The organism is Leifsonia williamsii (genome assembly GCF_030433685.1).
Lineage (GTDB): Bacteria > Actinomycetota > Actinomycetes > Actinomycetales > Microbacteriaceae > Leifsonia > Leifsonia williamsii.
Genome location: NZ_JAROCF010000001.1, coordinates 2,287,058 through 2,306,092, shown reverse-complemented (window position 1 = coordinate 2,306,092; position 19,035 = coordinate 2,287,058). Strand labels below are relative to the sequence as shown.

Sequence of the window (19,035 nt, the reverse complement as noted above, 5' to 3'; positions counted from 1 at the left end):
CAACGGGCGGACCGGCTCAGCGCGACCGGCTCAGACCGACGCCTTCGCCAGCGCGTCCTCCAGCGCCACCCACGGCAGCATCGCGCACTTCACCCGGGTCACGTACTTGGAGACGCCGGCCAGCGCGACCGCGTCGCCCAGCACCTCCTCGTCGCCCTCGAGCGCGCCCTTGGAGTGCATCAGCTCGCGGAAGGCGGCGACCGCCTCCGTCACGCGCTCCGGCTCGACGTCGTGCACGAGGTCGCTGAGGAGCGACGCCGACGCGGTCGAGATCGAGCAGCCGTGGCCCTCCCAGCTGATCGCGGCGACCCGGCCGTCGGCGGCGGGATGGACGGCGACCGTCACCTCGTCGCCGCAGGTCGGGTTGTACTGGTGCGAGCTCGCCGCCGCGTCGGGCCGCAGGCCGTAGCCGTGCTTCTCGCGCGCGTGGTCGAGGATCACCTGCTGGTAGAGGTTCTGGAGGTCCGCAGAGCTCATGCCGTCACTCCCCTTTACGCCACGACGCCGAAGAACGCGCGGGCGTCGGCGATCGCGGCGACGGCCGCATCCACCTCGTCCGCGGTGTTGTACAGGTAGGTGCTGATGCGCGTGGAGGCCGTGGCGCCGAACCGGCGGTGCACCGGCTGCGCGCAGTGGTGGCCGACGCGGACCGCGATGCCGCGGTCGTCGAGGAACTGGCCGACGTCGTGCGCGTGGATGCCGTCGACGACCATGCTGGCGAGCCCGACCCGCGCGCTGCCCGCTCCGGGGCCCAGCACACGCACGCCGGGGATCTCGGCGAGGCCGGCGAGCATCCGCGCGCCGAGCGCCTCCTCGTGCTCCTGGATCGCGGCCATGCCGACGCCGTCGAGGTAGTCGACGGCCGCGGCGAGCGCGACCGCCTGCGAGACCCGCTGCGTGCCGGCCTCGAACCGCTGCGGCGCGGGGAGGTACTCGGCGCCCTCCAGCGTCACGGTCGTGATCATGGAGCCGCCGGTGAGGAAGGGCGGGAGCGCGTTCAGCAGCTCGGAGCGGCCGTAGAGGGCTCCGACGCCGGTCGGCCCGAGCATCTTGTGGCCCGAGAAGACGGCGAAGTCGACGTCGAGCGCCGGGAGGTCGACGGGGAGGTGCGGCACCGACTGGCAGGCGTCGAGCACGACGAGCGCGCCGTGCTCGTGCGCGAGCGCGACCAGCTCGGAGACCGGCGCCACGGCCCCGAGCACGTTGGAGACGTGCGCGAAGGCGACGACCTTGGTGCGCGGCCCGATCAGCTCGGCGGCCTGGTCGAGGCGCAGGGCGCCGTCGTCGGTGAGGCCGATGACGCGGAGGGTCGCGCCGGTGCGTGCGGCGAGCTCCTGCCACGGGATGAGGTTGGCGTGGTGCTCGGCCTCGGTGACGACCAGCTCGTCGCCGGGGCCCAGCCGGAACCGCTCGGCCTCGGCGCCGCCGCGGCCGAGTGAGGCGTTGGACATGCCGTACGCGAGGAGGTTGATGCCCTCGGTGGCGTTGCTCGTCCAGACCAGCTCGTCCGCGCGGGCGCCGACGAACCCGGCGACACGCTCGCGCGCCTGCTCGAACAGCTCGGTCGCCTCGCCCGCGACGGTGTGCGCGCCGCGGTGCACGGCGGAGGTGTACCGCTCGGCGAAGGCGCGTTCGGCGTCCAGCACCTGGCGCGGCTTCTGCGAGGTGGCGCCGGAGTCGAGGTAGACGAAGGGGTGCCCGTTCACCTCCCGGTCGAGGATCGGGAAGTCCGCACGCAGGCGGGCCGGGTCCAGAATTTCGGTGCGCATACGGGTGACAACCATACAAGCGGCTCCTGCAATCCCGCCGTGCGTTACGAACCCCGCCGGTAGGCTCGGAGCATGGTCGAACGCACGAACGGCTCCCCCTGGTTCTTCGTCCTGGGCATCCTGCTCGTCGTCGTCGGCCTCGCCGCTCCGCTGGTCATCGACACGGTCACCGGCCAGGTGCAGTGGCTCGTCCGCGGTCTCGGCGTGCTGGTCGCCATCGGGGGCGGCGTGCTGATCGGCTTCGGGCTGCGCCGGCGACGCGGGCGCTGAGGCCCGCGGCCGCCGGCCGCAACCGTCTGCGCCGCGCTCAGGCCGCCGCCCGCGCCCCGATCGCGTCGAGCTCGGCCACCGCGTCCTCCGGCAGCTCCAACCCGGCGCCCGCGATGTTCTCGCGCAGGTGGGCGACCGACGAGGTTCCGGGGATGAGCAGGAGGTTCGGCGAGCGCTGCAGGAGCCAGGCGAGCGCCACGGCCATCGTCGACGCTCCCAGCCGCTCCGCGACGCCGCTGAGGGCGCCGGACTGGACGGGCGTGAACCCGCCGAGCGGGAAGTACGGCACGTAGGCGATGCCCTCGGCCGCGAGCTCGTCGATGAAGGCGTCGTCCTCGCGGTTGGCGATGTTGTAGAAGTTCTGCACGCAGACGACCGGCGCGATGGCACGCGCCTCGGCGAGCTGGGCGCGGTCGACGGTGCTGAGCCCCAGATGCCGGATCAAGCCCTCCTGCTGCAGGTCTGCCAGGGCGCCGAACTGCTCCGCGAGCGAGCCGGGCTCCGGCCGGTCGAAGCCGCCGACCCGGAGGTTCACGACGTCGAGGCGTTCGAGGCCGAGCGAGCGGAGGTTCTGGTGCACCTGGTCGCGCAGCTGCTGCGGCGAGCGCGCGTGCGGCCAGCCGCCGTCGGCGTCGCGCTCGGCGCCGACCTTGGTGACGATGTGCAGCGCGTCCGGGTAGGGCGCGAGCGCCTCCCGGATCAGCTCGTTGGTGACGTGGGGGCCGTAGAACTCGGCGGTGTCGATGTGGGTGATGCCCGCCTCCACCGCGGCGCGCAGCACGGCGATGGCGCCGTCGTGGTCGGCGGGCGGTCCGAAGACGCCGGGGCCGGCGAGCTGCATGGCGCCGTAGCCGACGCGGGTGAGGTCGAGGTCGCCGGCGCGGTAGGTGCCGCCGGGCAGGGTGTTCTGTGTCATGCGTCCAGCCTGCGCGCGGCCGGCGCGGGCAGGGAGTGCCCCGCGCATCCTGGTCCCGAGGTGACTGGGGGTGCGGGGGCCCTGGCTGGCGCGGGCCGCACCGACCTAGACTCGGCCGGGTGAGCCCCTCCAACCCCCTCGGCGAGTACCTGCGCGCCCGGCGCGAGCAGGTCGATCCGGCGACCGTCGGCCTGCGCGTCACGGGCGTGCGCCGCACGCCGGGGCTGCGGCGGGAGGAGGTCGCGACGCTCGCCGGTATCAGCGCCGACTACTACCTGCGGCTCGAGCAGGGCCGCGACCGCCACCCCTCGCCACAGGTGCTGGAGGCCCTGGCGCGCGTCTACGGTCTCGATGCGGCGGCGACGCAGTACCTGCTCGGACTCGCCGCCGCCTCGCCGGTGCGCGCGCGACCGTCGCAGCGGAAGGCGGTGCCGGCGGGCATCCGCCAGCTGCTCGAGGTGGTCGGCCTGCCGGCGTTCGTCGAGGACCGCATGTTCGACGTGCTCGCGGCCAACGACCTCGCGACCGCCCTCTCCCCCGCGCTGCGGCCCGGCGAGAACCGCCTCCGCTCGGTGTTCCTCGACCCGGCCGAGCGCGAGCTGTACCCGGACTGGGAGCAGGCGACCGCGGGGCTGATCGCGAGCTTCCGCGCCTCCATCGGCACCGGCGCCGCGGAGGACCCCCGCATCGCGCAACTGGTCGGCGAGCTGTCGCTGGCGAGCGAGCACTTCCGGAGGCTGTGGGCCCGCCACGACGTCCGCGGACTCGGCGGCGGCACGGCCCGCATGCTGCATCCGCGCGCCGGGATGCTCGAGCTCAGCCGCGAGAAGCTCCCCGTCGGCGGCTCCGACGGCCAGCTGCTCGTCATCTACCACGCGGCCCCCGGCTCGGCGAGCGAACGAGCGCTGCAGCGGCTGCGCGAAGAGCGCGAGGAGGTCGAGGGAGACGGGGAGGCGGCTCAGGCGTCGATCCGGAGCCGCACCTCCACCACATCCCCCAGCTCCAGGCCCTCTGCCTCCTGAACGCGCTTCTTCACCGGAACGATGTAGCCGCCGTCCTTCGGCCAGAGCGAGGTGGTGACCTCGGTGCGGCCGATGCGCAGCCGCACCGGGATCATCCCCCAGCCGTAGGTGACGCGCGGCGCGACCTCGGAGATCAGCTCGGCCTCCCCCTCCGGAACCGTCACGAAGTGGAACGGCGCCGGCCCGCGCCAGTACCAGAGCTCCCCGCGGAAGCGCATCTCCATGGCGGGGAGGATACGCCCTACGCCGCCTTCAGTTCCCTCCCGTGCACCGTCACCGCGTAGATGACCAGCACGTCGATGCCGACCATGACGATCGACCACCACGGCTGCGCGGGCAGCGACATCAGCTGCGTGACCGCGTTGAGCGCCGCCACCACGACCGCGAAGACGCGCGCCCACATCGCCCCGCGCAGCAGGAAGATGCCGGCGAGCAGCAGGCCGACGCCGATGATCAGCGCCCACCATCCCCATGCGGCCACGTTGAAGCTCGCCGTGCCGTTCGCGCCCACGAAGTAGGCGGTGTTCGGCCCGATGATCGCCATGATCCCGTAGAAGATGTCGATCGCCGCGCCGATGAACAGCATGACGGCGGCGAAATAGGCCCAGCTGACCCACCCCGTTGCCTTGATCTCGGACATCGTGCCTCCCTCTCTCAGGCGCATCATGCATCGGTGACGCGCTGAACGGCTATAGAGCGTTTCCCGGTCGTCTGCCGTGCACCTGCCGGTGGTACGCTCCGGGCCATCCGACCCGGACCAACACACCCGAGCACCGACCAGGAGGCCCGCCCCGTGCCCGACATCCCCGCCACCGACCTCCGCGAGTACATCGAGGATCTGCGGGCGCGCGGGTACACCGTGCAGGGCGGGCACACCCCCGACCCCGACCTGATCGACCCGCAGGGCAACCCCGTCTACACCTGGCAGGAGGGGTACCCGTACGAGGAGCGGATGAGCCGCGAGGCGTACGAGGTCGAGAAGTACAAGCTGCAGGTCGAGCTGCTGAAGTTCCAGTACTGGCTGGAGGACAACGACCGTCGCGCGGTGATCGTGTTCGAGGGCAGGGACGCGGCCGGCAAGGGCGGAACCATCAAGCGGTTCACCGAGCACCTCAACCCGCGCACCTCCCGCGTGGTCGCGCTGTCGAAGCCGAGCGACCGCGAGCGCGGACAGTGGTACTTCCAGCGCTACATCCAGCACCTGCCGACCGCGGGCGAGATCGTGATGTTCGACCGCTCCTGGTACAACCGGGCCGGGGTGGAGCGGGTGATGGGCTTCTGCACGGACGAGGAGTACGAGCAGTTCATGGGCCAGGCGCCGGCGTTCGAGAAGATGCTGGTCGACTCCGGCATCCACCTCACGAAGTTCTGGTTCTCGGTCTCGCGCACGGAGCAGCGCACCCGCTTCGCCATCCGCCAGCTCGACCCGGTGCGGCGCTGGAAGCTCTCGCCGATGGACCTCGCCTCGCTCGACCGCTGGGACGACTACACCGCAGCGAAGGAGGAGATGTTCCGCCGCACCGACCGCCGGTATGCGCCCTGGACGATCATCCGCTCCAACGACAAGAAGCGCGCCCGCATCAACGCCATGCGCTACTTCCTCACCCAGTTCGACTACGACGGCAAGGACACGAAGGTCGTCAAGCGGCCGGACCCGCTGCTCGTCATGCGCGGCAAGCGCGAGGAGGCGGACGAGTAGGCGCCTGCACCGCCTCGATCCCGGATGCGAGATGCCCCATGGGTGCGTGTCGCACGACCGGCGTTAGCGCTCACACGGCTGAATCCTCTAGGGTGATCGCACCAGTAGCTTGAGCAGAGAGTTGCCGTGCATGTCCGAGTCGCCGCCGACGGAGCGCGCCCCGACGATCTACGACGTCGCGCGCGCCGCGGGCGTGTCGCACCAGACGGTGTCGCGCGTGCTCAACGACCATCCCAGCCTGCGGGCGGAGACCAGGGATCGCGTGCTCGCCGCGATGGACGAGCTCGACTACCGGCCCAGCTCCGCCGCCAGGGCGCTGGTGACCAGCCGTACCCGCACGGTCGGCATCCTCACCTCCGAGAGCGTGTTGTGGGGCCCGGCGTCGAGCATCAAGGCGATCGAGGTGGAGGCGCGCGCGGCCGGGTACCTCTCGGTCACCGTCAACATCGACGGCCATGACGAGGACTCGATCCGCGCCGGGCTGGGCTATCTGCTGCAGCAGGGCGTCGAGGGGCTCGTCGTCATCGCGCCGCAGATCCGCGTGACGCGGGTGATCGAGGCGGCAGGGCTGCGCATCCCGCACTTCACCCTCCAGGCCTCCCCCGCCCTCTCGCCCACCGCCCTCGGCGCCGACCAGATCGAGGGCGCCCGCCGGGCCGTGCGGCACCTGATCGACCTCGGCCACACCGAGATCGTGCACCTCGCCGGCCCGCAGGACTGGATCGAGGCGGAGGCACGGATGACCGGGTACCTGCGCGAGATGTCCGACGCCGACCTGGAGACGCGGCCGCCGCTCCTCGGCGACTGGAGCGCCGCGCGCGGGTACCGCGTCGGCCGCGACCTGATCAGCGCCCGGTCGTTCACCGCGATCTTCGCCGGCAACGACCATATGGCACTGGGGCTGATCCGGGCGCTGTACGAGGCGGGCATCCGCGTGCCGGAGGAGGTCAGCGTCATCGGCTTCGACGACGTGCCGGAGGCGGAGTTCTACGTGCCGGCGCTCACGACGATCCGGCAGGACTTCGGCGAGGTCGGGAGGCGCACGATCGCGGCCCTGCTCGCCGCGATCGAGGACCGCCCGGCCCCCGACGAGCCGTTCGCCGCGCCCGAGCTGATCGTGCGCGCCTCCACCGGCCCGGCCCGCCAGCTCTAGCGGGGTCCCGACACGCCGTCGCGACGCGCGCGTGACGGCGTGTCGGGACCCCGCTGCCGCCCGCCGCGCCGAATCCGCAGTTGACACGATCGGGTCGGATAGGCGAACATCGTCCGCATGTGAGCGCTCATGTGACCGCTCACACGGCATGACACCACTGCATTCAACGGAGAAGGACACACAGTGCGCAAGCTCACCCGCCTCATCACAGCCGGCCTGGCCACCGGCGCCATCGCCCTGTCGCTCGCGGCATGCTCCTCCTCGTCGGGATCGTCCGGCGGAGGCGACGGCGGCCTCATCGGGGTCGCGATGCCCACCAAGTCGTCGGAGCGCTGGATCGCCGACGGAAACAACGTCAAGAAGCAGCTCGAGGAGGCCGGGTACAAGGTTGACCTCCAGTACGCGGAGGACGACATCCCCACCCAGGTGTCCCAGATCGAGAACATGATCACCAAGGGCGCCAAGGCCCTGATCATCGCCTCCATCGACGGCACGACCCTGACCAACGTCCTGCAGGAGGCCGCGGACAGCGACATCAAGGTCATCGCCTACGACCGCCTGATCCGCGACTCCGAGAACGTCGACTACTACGCCACCTTCGACAACTACAAGGTCGGCGTGCAGCAGGCGAACTCGCTGCTGGCCGGTCTCGGCCTCACCGACCTCGAGGGCAAGGCCGCGGCCGACGCCCCGAAGGGCCCGTTCAACATCGAGCTGTTCGCCGGGAGCCCCGACGACAACAACGCGACGTTCTTCTACAACGGCGCGATGGACACGCTGAAGCCGTACCTCGACAAGGGCACCCTGGTCGTCAAGAGCAAGCAGACCGACTTCAACACCGTCGCGACGCTCCGCTGGGACGGCGAGGTGGCGCAGAGCCGCATGGAGGACATCCTCACCAAGACGTACTCCGACGGCTCCAAGGTCAACGGCGTGCTCTCCCCCTACGACGGCCTCTCCCGCGGCATCATCTCGGCTCTGACCGACGCCGGCTACACGACTGGCGACTCCTTCCCCGCGATCACGGGCCAGGACGCCGAGCTCGACTCGGTGAAGGCGATCGAGTCCGGCGAGCAGTACGCGACCATCTACAAGGACACCCGCGAGCTCGCCAAGGAGGCCGTGTCGATGGCGAAGGCCGTGCTCGGCGGCGACAAGCCGGAGGTCAACGACACCAAGACGTACGACAACGGCAAGAAGGTCGTCCCGTCGTACCTGCTCGACCCGGTCATCGTCACCAAGGACCAGATCCAGTCGGTCCTCGTCGACGGCGGCTACTACACCGAAGACCAGATCAAGGGTTGACGGACCGCGGGCGGGGCGTCCGGTCGCCCCGCCCGCCTTTCACCGGAGAAAGGCATACGACGTGACCAGCAACATTCTGGAGATGCGCGGCATCACCAAGACGTTCCCCGGCGTGAAGGCGCTGCAGGACGTCACCCTCTCGGTCGCACGCGGCGAGGTGCACGCGATCTGCGGCGAGAACGGCGCGGGCAAGTCGACCCTGATGAAGGTGCTGTCGGGCGTCTACCCGCACGGCACCTACGAGGGCGACATCGTCTACGAGGACCGCGTGATGGAGTTCGGCTCCATCCGCGACAGCGAGGCCGAGGGCATCGTCATCATCCACCAGGAGCTCGCGCTGAGCCCCTACCTGTCGATCGCCGAGAACATCTTCCTCGGCAACGAGGTGAAGGGCTTCGCCGGCCTGATCGACTGGAACAAGACCAACGCGGCGGCGGCCGAGCTGCTCGCGCGCGTCGGGCTCAAGGAGAACCCGACCACCAAGATCCTCGACATCGGCGTCGGCAAGCAGCAGCTGGTCGAGATCGCCAAGGCGCTGTCGAAGCGCGTGAAGCTCCTCATCCTCGACGAGCCGACCGCCGCGCTGAACGACGAGGACTCGGCGCACCTGCTCGGGCTGATCCTCCAGCTCAAGGAGCAGGGCATCACCTCGATCATCATCAGCCACAAGCTCAACGAGATCCGCAAGGTGGCCGACTCCGTCACGGTGATCCGCGACGGCCGCACCATCGAGACCATCTCGAAGGGCGACGTGACCGAGGGCCGCATCATCAAGGACATGGTGGGCCGCGACCTCGAGCACCGCTACCCCGACCACACGCCCGAGATCGGCGAGGAGATCCTCCGCGTCGAGAACTGGACGGCGCACCACCCGCAGGACCCGTCCCGCGTGGTGGTCGACAACGTCAGCCTGAACGTGCGCAGGGGCGAGATCGTCGGCATCGCCGGGCTGATGGGCGCCGGGCGGACGGAGTTCGCCATGAGCCTGTTCGGGCGCTCCTACGGCACCCGCATCTCCGGCTCCGTCTACAAGGCGGGCAAGGAGATCCGGATCAGGAACGTCTCCGACGCCATCCGGCACGGCATCGCGTACGCGACGGAGGACCGCAAGCACTACGGCCTCAACCTCATCGAGGACATCAAGCGGAACATCTCCCTCGCCTCCCTCGACAAGCTGTCCACCGGCGGCCTGGTCGACGACAACCGCGAGTACGAGGTCGCGAACAAGTACCGCACGAGCATGAACATCAAGTCGCCGACCGTGCTGTCGAAGGTCGGCAAGCTCTCCGGCGGCAACCAGCAGAAGGTCGTGCTGTCCAAGTGGATCTACGCCGACCCCGACGTGCTGATCCTCGACGAGCCGACCCGCGGCATCGACGTCGGCGCCAAGTACGAGATCTACAACATCATCAACGAGCTCGCGGCGCAGGGGAAGGGGATCATCGTCATCTCCTCCGAGCTGCCGGAGCTCCTCGGCATCTCCGACCGCGTGTACGCGCTGTCGGAGGGCCGCATCACGGGCGAACTGCCCATCGAACAGGCGACCCCCGAGGCGGTCCTCACCCTCATGACCCAGGAGAAGCAGCGATGACCAAGGTCGACAACACCAGCGAGACGGCGGCGGGAGCGGCCGTCAACCCGCCCGACAACGCCTTCACGCGCCGCATCCAGCACGTGATCTCGGACCTCGGGCGCAACGGCATCTTCCTCGCCCTGCTGGTCGTGGTGGTGCTGTTCGAGTTCCTGACCGGCGGCATCCTGCTCCGGCCGCAGAACGTCTCCAACCTGATCGTGCAGAACGGCTACATCCTCATCCTCGCCATCGGCATGGTGATGGTGATCGTGGCCGGTCACATCGACCTGTCGGTCGGCTCGATCGCCGCCTTCGTCGGCGCCATCTCCGGCGTCTTCGCGGTCAACCTGGGCCTGCCCTGGTGGCTCTCGATCATCCTGTCGCTGGCGGTCGGCGCCGTCGTGGGAGCCTGGCAGGGCTTCTGGATCGCGTACGTCGGCATACCCGCGTTCATCGTGACATTGGCGGGCATGCTGATCTTCCGCGGCCTCGCTCTCGTCGTGCTCGGCAACGCCAACATCGGCTCCTTCCCGTCGGAGTACCGCGCGCTCGGCAACGGCTTCCTCACCGACCTGTTCGGCGACATGGACCTCGACCCGCTGTCGCTCGGCGTCGGCGTGCTCGCCATCGTCGCGTTCGTCGTGCAGCAGGTGCGCGTGCGCCGCGGCCGGCAGAGCTACAACCAGGACGTGGAGCCGCTGGCCTGGTTCGTGACCAAGCTCGTGCTGGTCTCGGCCGGCATCGCGCTGTTCGCCTACGCGCTCGCCAGCTTCAAGGGCATCCCGGTGACCCTGATCGTGCTCGCCGTGCTGGTGCTGATCTACGGCATCATCATGAACCGCTCGGTGTTCGGCCGCCATGTCTACGCGATCGGCGGCAACCTCCACGCGGCCGAGCTGTCGGGCATCAAGACGCGCAACGTGACCTTCTGGCTGTTCGTCAACATGGGCTTCCTCGCGGCGCTGGCCGGCCTGGTGTTCACCGCGCGGCTCAACCTGGCGGGCCCGAAGGCCGGAGACGGCTTCGAGCTGGAGGCGATCTCGGCGGCGTTCATCGGCGGCGCGGCGGTGCAGGGCGGCGTCGGCACCATCGGCGGCGCGATCATCGGTGGCCTCATCATCGGCGTGCTCAACAACGGCATGTCGATCATGGGCATCGGCATCGAGTGGCAGCAGGCTGTCAAGGGCTTCGTGCTCCTGCTCGCGGTGGCGTTCGACGTCTACAACAAGCGCCGCTCGGGCGGCCGCTGACGCCACAGCCCCGGACACCGTAGGCTCGCACCCGATATGGCCGACTTCTCCCGCTACCTCCCGCTCAGCCAGCGTCCACCCGTGGACGAGTCCGGCGTGAGCAACGACTGGCGGGCGCTGACGGCCGGCCGGCTGGAGGGGCTCGTCGCACGCGCGACGGGCCCCTCCACCGGTACGCTCACCACCTCGGACGCGGCGCTGCTCGCGGTTCTCGCCGACCGGCTGGAGGCGACGCGGATGCAGCGGCTCGCCCGGCGGGTGGGAGTCGCCGATGGCGTCGCGGGAGCGTCGCCCGATGTCGACGCGACGCTCGTCCGGCTGTCAGCAGTCGCTGCGGCGCGCCGGGCCGGGGGCGGCCCGAACGGCATCGCGGAGCTGGTGGAGGTCGTCCGCACCGAGGCCCGCTGCCACTCCCTCGGCCCGGTGCCCGCCCTCGACCCGATGGTCGCCGGCAGCATCGCGCTCTACGCGCTCACCCGCGCCCCGGTCAGCGTGCGCGCCGCCGTCGCCGGCCGGACGCTCGCGCCGATCGACGCGCCCTGGCGGCTCGGCCACGGCGCGGAGCTGCGCACCGACACGGCGGCGGTGCTCGACTTCCTGCTGGACGACGGGCCGATGCCGCACGAGGTGGCGTAGGGCTCGCGCCGCGGTTCGTACCCCCGGATGCCGCCCCCGTCCACCTCCTCGATCCCCCTCCGGCATCCGTCTACGCTGCGCGCAGACCGATGACCACCCCGCCACGAGCGGGCGAACGGGAAGAGGCACGACCATGAGCGATCGCATCCCCGCAGACGACCGGCGCATCCCGGAGCAGCAGCGGCCGGTCGGAGATGAGCGGACCGTGGGAGACGGGCGGACCGTCGACGACCGGCGCCCCGTCACCGAGACCCGCCCCGTCGACCAGACCCGCCCCGTCGACCAGACCCGTCCCGTCACCGAGACCCGTCCTGTCACCGAGACGCCCCGCACAGTCGGCGACCGCCCTGTCGCCGCCGACGACGCCACCACCGTCGCCCCCGTCACCTCCGGCCGCGCGCTCCGCGAGGACGTCGTCGCGCGCGAGCGGAGCGAGTTCGGCGGCATGAAGTTCGGCTCGGCCTTCTTCGGCTGGCTGACCGCGACCGGCATGGCCGTGGTCCTCACCGCCATCGTCGCCGCCGCGGGCGCCGCCGTCGGGCTCGGCGCCACCGGCAGCACCGACGAGGCGGTGAGCGAGGCGAACCGCAACGCCTCCACCATCGGGTTCGTCGGCGCCATCGCGGTGATCGTGATCCTGTTCGTGGCGTACTTCTGCGGCGGCTACGTCGCCGGCCGGATGGCGCGGTTCGACGGCGCGAAGCAGGGCCTCGCCGTGTGGCTCTGGGCCGTCATCATCGCGGTCGTCGTCGCCGTGCTGAGCCTCGTGCTCGGCAGCCAGTACGACATCCTCGGCAACCTGAACAGCTTCCCGCGCATCCCGCTCGCCGAGGGCGACGTGACGCTCACCGGCATCATCACGGCCGTCGCGGTCGCCATCGTGAGCCTCGTTGGCGCCATCCTCGGCGGGCTCGCGGGCATGCGCTTCCACCGCCGCGTCGACCGCGCCGGCCTCGAGGGCGTCGCGGTCGCGCCCGATCGGCGCACGACCTCCGGCGCCTGACCACCCGACCGCCTGACCTAGGACACATGACCTCCTGGGTATGACCACCCGGACGTCCGCCCCTTGGACGCTCCTCGGCGTCCCGTCGAGCGCGGGCGGGCACACGCCCGGCATGGACCTCGCGCCCGCCGCCATCCGCGCCGCGGGCCTCGCCGACCGGCTGCGCGAGCGCGGGCACACCGTGTCCGACGCCGGCGACGTGCCCGGCTTCCGCCGCCGCCCCGACCCGGACCACCTCGACCGGCAGAACATCGCCGAGGCGGCGCGGGTCGCCGGCGATGTGGCGGAGGCGGTGGCCAACCTCCTCGCCACCGGTGCCCTCCCGCTCGTGATCGGCGGCGACTGCACGATCACGGTCGGCGTCGTCGCCGGGTTCCGCCGAGCCGGCCTCCCCGCGGCGCTGCTGTACGTGGACGGCGGCCCCGACCTCCACACGCCCGGCACGGTCGACTACGGCAACATGGATGCCATGGGCGTCGCCCACATGCTGGCCCTGCCCGAGAGCGACCCGGTGCTGGCGGGCGTCGGAGGCGCCCCTCCCCTCCTCCGCTCGGCCGAGGTCGTGTCGTTCGGCGACGCCCTGCCCGACGAGGGCGACGATCTCGAACGCGGAAGGCTCTCCGACCTGGGCATCCCGCGGTTCTCCGCCGCGCGGATCCACGACGACCCGGAAGCCGCCGCCCGCTCCGCGCTGGCCGCCATCGAGTCCGCCGGCGACCGCTTCGTCGTCCACTTCGACGTGGACGTGCTCGGCCACGCGCACCTCCCGCTCGCCAACATGCCCAACCCCGACGCCCCGCCCTGGGGCCTGGCGATCCCGGAGGTCGAGGTCGCGCTCCGCACGTTCGCTGCGAGCGACCGCTTCGCCGGCATCGTCCTCACGGAGGTCAACCCGGGCAACGCACCGGACGCCTCCACCCTCCGCGCCTACGTCGACCTCGTCGTCGCCGGGATCGGCTGAGCACCGGGGCCGTCCCCGCGCCGGCGCGCAGGCCCACCGTAGCCACCCGGTGGCAGGCGGCGGTACCATCCGGTCGACGGACCGGGATGCGACATGCCCACTTCACCATCGCCAGAGGTCCGGCGTCGTGACACCGGACGCACAGCAGCGACACCCATCGCTCGGCTGGTGGGGAGGGCCATGCTCGCAGCGGCAGCGGCCGCCGGGACGGCGGGACTGCTCGCCGCCTGCACCCTCGGAACCCCCGCGCCCGACGGCACGACGGCGCCCACCGGCACACCGCTCCGGCTCGCCGTGATCGGCGACGACCTGCCGTACAACGCGCCCGAGCTGTGCGACCGGTGCACCGGCTTCGCCGACCTGTACGCGCAGAGCATCACCGACGTGACCGGCCGCCCGGTCCTGGTCGAGAACTACTCCGAGAAGGCGGGCGCGTCGGCGACCGGGATGGCGTCGGTGCTCGGCTTCGCCCCGGCCGGGCTCACCGACGCGATCGAGAAGGCCGACGTGCTCCTGGTCTCGCTGGGAGACCAGGAGCTGCCTCCCTTCTACACGGAGATGGACGGCTGCCCTCCGCCGGCCGACACCTTCACCACCCCCCAGGAGGCGGTCGCCATCGCGGCGGCGACCGCCCGCACATGCGTCGACGCGCAGCTCGCCCGGAGCCGCACGGGCCTGGCCTCGGTGCTGCGGCAGGTGCGGGACCTCAACCCCGACGCCGCCCTCGGAGTGCTCACCCACTACAACATCGCGATCGGCTACCCCGCGGTGGAGGAGGCCGACGCCGCCACGGCCGCAGCCGCGCTGGACGTCGTCGGCTACGCGGTCTCGTCCTGGAACGCCGCCACCTGCGAGGAGGCGGCCGCCGTGGGCGCGACGTGCGTGGATCTCGTCCCGTCGTTCAACGGGCCCGACGGCACCGGCGACGCGGCGCTGCTGGCCGACGACCACCTCCACCCGAACCAGGACGGCCACAGCGAGATCGCCGCGCTCCTGGCGTCGAGCGGGCTGCTGGCGCTGGACGGGAAGTGACGCGGCACGCCGCCGTCAGGAATGACCGCGGGCATCGGGCGCGGGCCGGAACCGTCCCTCCGCCACCCGCTCGCCGTCCGCCAGCTGCCGGAGCGCCGCGCGCCCCGCGAGCGTGATCCCCGCGATCATCAGGGCCGCCGCGACGAGCACCACCAGCCAGTAGAGGCCGTTGGCCGCCATGGCGCCGAGCCGGGGATCGCCGGAGATGGTGGAGGCGTCGAGCCACGTCGCGGGCTCCGGCACGATCGCCGGGCACAGCAGGACCCCCGCGAGACAGGCGGCGTACCCGGCGGCGACCAGCACGAGCACCGCCGCGGACAGCCGTCGTACGGCCGCAGCCTCCCCCTCCATCGCGCCTCCCCCGTGCGTGTGGTCCTGCGTCGGTCCTGCGTTCGGTCGGAACCCTACCAAGCACCCCTGCACGCAAGCCGACCCGCAGCCCACCCGCAGCCCACCCGCCGCCCACTCCGCGGAGTACCATGCCGCGCGGGAGGGATGACGATGACGACACTCCAGGGACGCGAGGGCAGTGCGCTGCTCGTGATCGATGTGCAGAACGGCGTGATCGGCGGGGCGCACCGAAAGGACGAGGTGGTCGCGACGATCCGGGGGCTGGTGGACCGCGCCCGCGCGGAGGGCACCCCTGTGGTGTGGATCCAGCACTCCGACGACGAGCTGGCCCGCGGCAGCGACGAATGGCGGATCGTCGACGAGCTGTCCCCCGCCGCCGGCGAGCCCGTCGTCCACAAGCACTACGCCGACGCCTTCGAGGAGTCCTCCCTCGAGGAGGTGCTCGAGGGCGGACGGGTCGGCCGCATCGTGGTGGCGGGGTCGCAGACCGACGAGTGCATCCGCTCCACCCTGCACGGCGGGCTGGTCCGCGGCTACGATGTGACCCTCGTGGGCGACGCGCACACCACAGAGGACCTCAGCGACTGGGGTGCCCCGACGCCCGACCTCGTCATCGCGCACACGAACCTCTACTGGTCGAACCACCGCGCGCCGGGCCGCACCGCCGAGGTGGCCGACGCGGCGGAGGTCGTGCTCGGCTGACCCGCGGAGGCTGACCCGCGGAGGCGGACCCGGCAGCGCGTCCGGCGTCCAGCCGCGCCCGATACGCTCTGAGCATGGCCCACGACCTCGCGAACCTGCTCGGCGACGTCGGCCCCCTCGTCTTCTACCTCGCGGTCTGGGGGCTGGTGTTCGCGGGCACCGCGCTGTTCGTGGGGGTGTTCATCCCGTTCATCACCGGCGACTCCCTGCTGTTCGGCGCCGGACTGCTGACGGGCACCAACCCGAAGCTGTCGATCTGGGTGCTCGCGATCGGCGTCGGCATCGCGGCCGTGCTCGGCGACCAGGTCGGGTTCTGGCTCGGCCGCCGGCTGGGCCGGCCCTACCTGACGCGCCGCGGCGGCCGGTGGGTGCAGGCCGGCGTCCGCCGCGCCGAGCGCTTCTACGAGCTGTTCGGCTGGTGGTCCGTCGTGATCAGCCGCTACATCCCGTGGGGCCGCGTCTTCATCCCTCCCATCGCCGGCATCAGCGCGATGAAGTACTGGAGGTTCTTCACGGCCAACGTCGTCGGCGCGCTGAGCTGGGGCGTGCTGATCACCGTGATCGGCTACTTCGCCGCGGTCGACCCGAGCGTGCGACCGGTGGCCTACATCGTCGCCGGTGTCGTCATCCTGGCGTCGATCGTCGCGGGCGTGCGCGCCTGGGTGCTGGACCGGCGCTCGCGGCGGACCGCGGGCGAGGAGGCGGGGCGCCCCCGCTAGGCTGGAGCGGCAGCGAGCGAAGGAGCGTGCATGGCCGACGGCGTCCTGGCGGGGATCCGCGTCGCCGACTTCTCGCGGGTGCTCGCCGGCCCGTACTGCACCATGATGCTCGCCGACTTCGGCGCCGACGTCGTGAAGATCGAGAGCCCCGGCGGTGACGACACCCGTTCGTGGCGGCCACCGGTGGACGAGGCGGGCGAGTCGACCTACTTCGCCGCGGTCAACCGCAACAAGCGGTCGATCGTCTGCGACCTGACGACGGCAGACGGTCTCGCTGCCGCCCGCGGGCTGGCGGAGTCGGCCGATGTCGTGGTCGAGAACTTCCGTCCGGGAGTGATGGAGCGGTTCGGACTGGACGAGACGGCCCTGCGCGCCGCGAACCCCGGTGTCGTCTTCTGCTCCATCACCGGCTTCGGGCGCGGCGCCGGAGCCGAGCTCCCCGGCTACGACCTCCTGGTGCAGGCCGTCGGCGGCCTCATGAGCATCACCGGGGCGGCGGACGGCGAGCCGAGCAAGGTCGGTGTCGCGCTGGTCGACGTCCTGACCGGCCTCAACGCCTTCTCGGGGATCCTGCTGGCCCTGCGCGAGCGCGACCGCACCGGCGTCGGCTCCCGCGTCGACGTCGACCTGCTCGGCTCGCTGCTCGCCGCCCTCACCAACCAGGCGTCGAGCACATTGGCGACGGGAACCTCCCCCGGCCGCCTGGGGAACGCCCACCCCAGCATCGCGCCGTACGAGCTGTTCGCCGCCGCCGACCGGGAGCTCGTCGTGGCCGTCGGGAACGACCGCCAGTTCGCCGCCTTCGCGGGGGTGCTCGGTCTGCCCGCGCTCACCTCCGACGCGCGCTTCGCGACCAACGAGGCGCGGGTGCGGGATCGGGAGGCGTTGCGCGCCCTCGTCGCGCCCGTCCTGGCGGCGCGTCCGGCCGCCGAGTGGGTCGCCCTGCTCTCGGCGGCGCGCGTCCCGGCCGGGCTCGTGAACAGCGTCGCGGAGGCGTTCGCCTTCGCCGCCGCACTCGGCCAGGAGGCCGCCGTCACGACCACAGACCCGGAGACAGGCCGCACCTCCCGCCAGCCCGCCACGCCCATCCACCTCGACACCTCCCCCGCGCTGCACCGCACGCCCGCCCCGCTCCTCGGTGCGCACGAGGCACGGTGGAGGGATGCGGGCCGCCTTGCCCACCACAGCAGCGACGACCACCACCCCGCCCGGAAGGACCACCCGTGACCACCACCCTCGATGAGGCGTTCAGCATCGACCACCTGCTCAGCGACGAGGAGCGCGGGTGGCGCGACCGCGCGCGTGCCTACGCGGCCGAACGCATCCGCCCGGTCATCGAGCAGGACTTCGAGGACAAGCACTTCCGCCGCGAGCTCGTCGCCGAGCTGGGCGCACTGGGTGTCCTCGGCATGCACCTCGACGACGAGGGCTGCGCCGGCGCGGGCGCGGTGAGCTACGGCCTGGTCTGTCACGAGCTGGAGGCCGCCGACAGCGGCTGGCGCACCTTCGTCTCGGTGCAGGGCTCGCTCGCCATGAGCGCCATCTCGAAGTTCGGCTCCCCCGAGCAGAAGGCGGAGTGGCTGCCGCCGATGGCGCGGGGCGAGCGCATCGGCTGCTTCGCCCTCACCGAGCCCGAGGGCGGCAGCGACCCCGCCGCCATGCGCACCAGCGCCCGCCGCGACGGAGGCGATTGGGTGCTCACCGGCACCAAGCGCTGGATCGGCCTGGCCGCCCTCGCGGATGTCGCCGTGGTCTGGGCGGCGACCGACGAGGGCGTGCGCGGTTTTCTGGTGCCGACCTCCACCCCCGGCTTCTCGGCGACCGCGATCGACGGCAAGCTCTCGATGCGCGCCTCCGTGCAGTGCGACGTGGTGCTCGACGAGGTGCGCGTGCCGGCCGACGCGATGCTGCCCGGCGCGCGCGGCCTCTCCGGCCCCTTCTCGTGCCTGAACGAGGCCCGCTACGGCATCGTCTGGGGCGCGATGGGCGCCGCCCGCGACTGCCTCGAGGTCGCCATCGAGCGCGCCACGACCCGCGAGGTCTTCGGCCGCCCGATCGGCGCGCGGCAGCTCGTGCAGGAGAAGCTCGCGAACATGCTGGTGGAGTACGAGAAGGGCGTCCTCCTCGCCCTCCACCTCGGCCGCCTCAAGGAGGCGGGCCGCCTCACCCCGACCCAGATCAGCGTGGGCAAGCTCAACAGCGTCCGGGAGGCGCTCACCATCGCGAGCGAGGCGCGATCGATCCTCGGCGGCGACGGCATCACCAACGCGTTCCCGGTGATGCGGCACCTGGCCAACCTGGAGTCGGTGCGCACCTACGAGGGCACGGACGAGATCCACACGCTCGTGCTCGGGCGTGCGCTGACGGGGATCGCGGCGTTCGCATGACCCGCGACAGGCGGACGACGGCCGCGACAGTCCTCGCAGTGGTCGCGCTCGTCGGTGCGACGGCGCTGGTGGGCTACGACGTGTCGCTGGCGACCCGGTCGACGGGATGGACGGAACTGGGCGTGCTGGCCACGCACCTGCTCTTCGGGTGGATCCCGGCGGTCGTCGCGCTGATCGGGGTGGCGCTGCGGCGGTCGCGACTGACCGTCGTGGCGCTGATCGTGGCCGTGGCGGCGCTCGTCGTTCCGCCGGTGGTGGCTCTGATGGTCTGAGTCGGCATGACGTCG

General features: G+C 71.7%; 22 protein-coding genes. 16 read left to right on the top strand and 6 right to left on the bottom strand.

Going from position 1 to position 19,035, the window contains the following annotated elements:
* Positions 1-30: 30 nt before the first annotated feature.
* Positions 31-477: a Fe-S cluster assembly sulfur transfer protein SufU gene (gene sufU / locus P5G50_RS10865; RefSeq protein ID WP_301209114.1), complete on the bottom strand. Its 447-nt coding sequence runs from the start codon at positions 475-477 to the stop codon at positions 31-33.
* Between the two features lie 14 nt (positions 478-491).
* Positions 492-1,769, bottom strand: coding sequence for a SufS family cysteine desulfurase (locus P5G50_RS10860; RefSeq protein ID WP_301209116.1), 1,278 nt, complete (start codon positions 1,767-1,769; stop codon positions 492-494).
* A gap of 72 nt (positions 1,770-1,841) precedes the next feature.
* Here P5G50_RS10860 and P5G50_RS10855 point away from each other — a divergent pair, with 72 nt between their 5' ends.
* The gene (locus P5G50_RS10855) at positions 1,842-2,039 is read left to right on the top strand and encodes a hypothetical protein (protein WP_301209119.1); all 198 of its coding nucleotides are present in this window, start codon (positions 1,842-1,844) and stop codon (positions 2,037-2,039) included.
* Between the two features lie 37 nt (positions 2,040-2,076).
* Here the strand turns inward: P5G50_RS10855 and P5G50_RS10850 are convergent, their stop codons facing one another.
* The gene (locus P5G50_RS10850) at positions 2,077-2,955 is read right to left on the bottom strand and encodes an oxidoreductase (protein WP_301209121.1); all 879 of its coding nucleotides are present in this window, start codon (positions 2,953-2,955) and stop codon (positions 2,077-2,079) included.
* A gap of 119 nt (positions 2,956-3,074) precedes the next feature.
* Here P5G50_RS10850 and P5G50_RS10845 point away from each other — a divergent pair, with 119 nt between their 5' ends.
* Complete coding sequence (locus P5G50_RS10845) at positions 3,075-3,977, top strand: helix-turn-helix domain-containing protein (RefSeq protein ID WP_301209123.1); 903 nt, start codon at positions 3,075-3,077, stop codon at positions 3,975-3,977.
* On the opposite strand, the gene P5G50_RS10840 is transcribed toward P5G50_RS10845, so the two are convergent.
* Together P5G50_RS10840 and P5G50_RS10835 are read right to left on the bottom strand one after the other, a co-directional pair.
* Positions 3,914-4,201: a DUF1905 domain-containing protein gene (locus P5G50_RS10840; protein WP_301209125.1), complete on the bottom strand. Its 288-nt coding sequence runs from the start codon at positions 4,199-4,201 to the stop codon at positions 3,914-3,916. The genes P5G50_RS10845 and P5G50_RS10840 overlap by 64 nt on opposite strands.
* A 17-nt stretch (positions 4,202-4,218) precedes the next feature.
* Complete coding sequence (locus tag P5G50_RS10835) at positions 4,219-4,617, bottom strand: DUF7144 family membrane protein (protein WP_301209127.1); 399 nt, start codon at positions 4,615-4,617, stop codon at positions 4,219-4,221.
* Positions 4,618-4,770: 153 nt separating this feature from the next.
* On the opposite strand from P5G50_RS10835, the gene ppk2 reads away from it, so the two are divergent.
* The 9 genes from ppk2 (at position 4,771) to P5G50_RS10790 (ending at position 14,589) form a co-directional block, all read left to right on the top strand.
* The gene (gene ppk2 / locus P5G50_RS10830) at positions 4,771-5,676 is read left to right on the top strand and encodes a polyphosphate kinase 2 (RefSeq protein WP_301209129.1); all 906 of its coding nucleotides are present in this window, start codon (positions 4,771-4,773) and stop codon (positions 5,674-5,676) included.
* A gap of 130 nt (positions 5,677-5,806) precedes the next feature.
* Positions 5,807-6,829 (top strand): LacI family DNA-binding transcriptional regulator, encoded by a 1,023-nt coding sequence (locus P5G50_RS10825; RefSeq protein WP_301209131.1) that lies wholly within the window; start codon positions 5,807-5,809, stop codon positions 6,827-6,829.
* A 183-nt stretch (positions 6,830-7,012) separates the two neighbouring features.
* Positions 7,013-8,134: a multiple monosaccharide ABC transporter substrate-binding protein gene (gene chvE, locus P5G50_RS10820; RefSeq protein WP_301209133.1), complete on the top strand. Its 1,122-nt coding sequence runs from the start codon at positions 7,013-7,015 to the stop codon at positions 8,132-8,134.
* 61 nt (positions 8,135-8,195) lie between these two features.
* A complete protein-coding gene (gene mmsA / locus P5G50_RS10815; protein WP_301209135.1) occupies positions 8,196-9,725 on the top strand; it encodes a multiple monosaccharide ABC transporter ATP-binding protein in 1,530 nt (509 codons plus the stop codon).
* A complete protein-coding gene (gene mmsB, locus P5G50_RS10810; RefSeq protein WP_301209138.1) occupies positions 9,722-10,957 on the top strand; it encodes a multiple monosaccharide ABC transporter permease in 1,236 nt (411 codons plus the stop codon). The genes mmsA and mmsB overlap by 4 nt, the downstream gene beginning before the upstream one ends.
* 36 nt (positions 10,958-10,993) lie before the next feature.
* Positions 10,994-11,593 carry a hypothetical protein gene (locus tag P5G50_RS10805; RefSeq protein WP_301209139.1) on the top strand — a complete coding sequence of 200 codons (600 nt, stop codon included), beginning with the start codon at positions 10,994-10,996 and terminating at the stop codon, positions 11,591-11,593.
* 133 nt (positions 11,594-11,726) lie between these two features.
* Positions 11,727-12,596, top strand: coding sequence for a hypothetical protein (locus P5G50_RS10800; protein WP_301209142.1), 870 nt, complete (start codon positions 11,727-11,729; stop codon positions 12,594-12,596).
* 40 nt (positions 12,597-12,636) lie between these two features.
* The gene (locus tag P5G50_RS10795) at positions 12,637-13,557 is read left to right on the top strand and encodes an arginase family protein (protein ID WP_301209144.1); all 921 of its coding nucleotides are present in this window, start codon (positions 12,637-12,639) and stop codon (positions 13,555-13,557) included.
* Between the two features lie 180 nt (positions 13,558-13,737).
* Positions 13,738-14,589, top strand: coding sequence for an SGNH/GDSL hydrolase family protein (locus P5G50_RS10790; protein WP_301209147.1), 852 nt, complete (start codon positions 13,738-13,740; stop codon positions 14,587-14,589).
* A 15-nt stretch (positions 14,590-14,604) separates the two neighbouring features.
* Here P5G50_RS10790 and P5G50_RS10785 read toward each other — a convergent pair whose 3' ends face one another.
* Positions 14,605-14,940 (bottom strand): hypothetical protein, encoded by a 336-nt coding sequence (locus tag P5G50_RS10785; RefSeq protein ID WP_301209150.1) that lies wholly within the window; start codon positions 14,938-14,940, stop codon positions 14,605-14,607.
* Positions 14,941-15,090: 150 nt separating this feature from the next.
* Here P5G50_RS10785 and P5G50_RS10780 point away from each other — a divergent pair, with 150 nt between their 5' ends.
* The 5 genes from P5G50_RS10780 to P5G50_RS10760 all read left to right on the top strand — a co-directional run bounded on the left by P5G50_RS10780 (position 15,091) and on the right by P5G50_RS10760 (position 19,020).
* On the top strand, positions 15,091-15,642 hold the full coding sequence (locus tag P5G50_RS10780; RefSeq protein ID WP_301209153.1) for an isochorismatase family protein: 552 nt from the start codon (positions 15,091-15,093) through the stop codon (positions 15,640-15,642).
* A 74-nt stretch (positions 15,643-15,716) separates the two neighbouring features.
* Positions 15,717-16,361, top strand: a complete 645-nt coding sequence (locus tag P5G50_RS10775; protein ID WP_301209155.1) for a DedA family protein — start codon at positions 15,717-15,719, stop codon at positions 16,359-16,361.
* A 30-nt stretch (positions 16,362-16,391) separates the two neighbouring features.
* Positions 16,392-17,588: a CaiB/BaiF CoA transferase family protein gene (locus P5G50_RS10770; protein ID WP_301209157.1), complete on the top strand. Its 1,197-nt coding sequence runs from the start codon at positions 16,392-16,394 to the stop codon at positions 17,586-17,588.
* Entirely contained in the window at positions 17,585-18,748 is a 1,164-nt protein-coding gene (locus P5G50_RS10765) for an acyl-CoA dehydrogenase family protein (RefSeq protein WP_301209159.1), read from the top strand. Before P5G50_RS10770 ends, P5G50_RS10765 begins: the two co-directional genes overlap by 4 nt.
* Positions 18,745-19,020 carry a hypothetical protein gene (locus P5G50_RS10760; protein WP_301209161.1) on the top strand — a complete coding sequence of 92 codons (276 nt, stop codon included), beginning with the start codon at positions 18,745-18,747 and terminating at the stop codon, positions 19,018-19,020. The genes P5G50_RS10765 and P5G50_RS10760 overlap by 4 nt, the downstream gene beginning before the upstream one ends.
* Positions 19,021-19,035 lie beyond the last annotated feature (15 nt).